The organism is Actinomyces ruminis, assembly GCF_002154335.2.
Taxonomy (GTDB): domain Bacteria; phylum Actinomycetota; class Actinomycetes; order Actinomycetales; family Actinomycetaceae; genus Actinomyces; species Actinomyces ruminis.
Window position 1 is genome coordinate 1 of the sequence record NZ_MTPX02000095.1, and the last position, 1310, is coordinate 1310.

Annotated in this window: 1 protein-coding gene and 1 pseudogene; both read left to right on the forward strand. The window is 58.5% G+C overall.

What is annotated here, in order from left to right; all coding sequences use genetic code 11:
- Positions 1–471, forward strand: a pseudogene (locus BW737_RS16410) (hypothetical protein); the annotation flags it as partial.
- A 233-nt stretch (positions 472–704) separates the two neighbouring features.
- A partial coding sequence (locus BW737_RS15420; RefSeq protein WP_143233431.1) for a hypothetical protein occupies positions 705–1310 on the forward strand: 606 nt, incomplete at its 3' end.

Sequence of the window (1310 nt, forward strand, 5' to 3'; positions counted from 1 at the left end):
GTGGTGACGGCGGAGTCGCTGTCCACTGAGCGGCATGTGATTACGTCGATCCCGGAGGATCTGGATGAGCAGCAGGCAGAGGTCCTCAAGGCGTTCGTCAACTACGACCAGGTCACCTGGAACATCTGGTTCACCGGCACCGGCATCGAGAACGCCGAACCCCTCACCACTGATGAAGAGTACCAATACATATCCGACAACTACGAGGCCGTAAAAGGTGAAACCGTCGAGGGTGTGGTGCGCATCTCGGTCAGGGAGGTGGTCGCCATATCCCCGCATCAAGCTCAGATTCTTGTTTGTGACGACCAGTCCGATCTGACGTCGTACGACGTCTCGGGTGAAGAAAACACTGATCCAGAGGCGCTTCAGGGGCGCTACGAGGTGCTGATTACCATGGTTGATGAGGGTGCGGGATGGGTCACTTCAAAAGAAGACACATTGTCGACGAATGAATGCGCGGTGGAGTCGTGACTATGAGTAACTGTCGTAGCATTTTCGCCATACTTGCAGCAGTGATCTGTGTGTCGACGCTCGCCTCACCTGCATTCGCCAATGATCTACGTTCCAAAGGTTCTGGTTTGTCGTCTGGTTCGGTTGTGCAGGGTGGGGATGGTTCGGTGACGATGACGGTGTATGCGGAGTCGACGTCGGCGGCGGCGGATGGGTCGGCTGGTTCTGGCGGTGCTGAGGCGTGGTCGCAGTCGGTGACCGCCACTGTGCATCCGGTGTGCTGGTATGAGCAGGATCGGACGGGTGCGGAGGTCGCGGAGTGGATTGACTCCGACCAGGCGGAGAAAGAGTATTCGGTGCATGGCAACTGGGGTGGTATCCGGTCGTATATCGAGTCTGAGTATCCCGATTACGACTCCTATGCGGATGATACGGAGGGTTACTGGTATAAGCCGTGGTGCGACTGGAAGTACTACAGCGGTGACGATCCGATGGAGTACCAGAAGCTAGCCGGAGACTTCCGATCAAACGGCCCGGTGTATGTGCCTGCAGGCGAGTCTGCTCCCGCCCCGGAGGTTGATGGGGCGACTCTGGCGCAGGCGGCGTGGGACTCAGTCACGATCCCTACTGCGACGATCAGTTATAACCCGATGTATGGGGATGTGGGGGCCACGATTGTGGGTATGGATACCTGGGTGTGGGCCACCGGTGACACACCCAAGGAGGTGACCGTGACGGCTACGGCGGGGTCGACTACGGCGACGATCACGGCTGCGGCGTCCATGTTGACTTTGCAGCCCAAGGATGGGACGGCTACGTGTACTGGGTTCGGTATCCCCTGGAGTGAGGAGAACGACGCC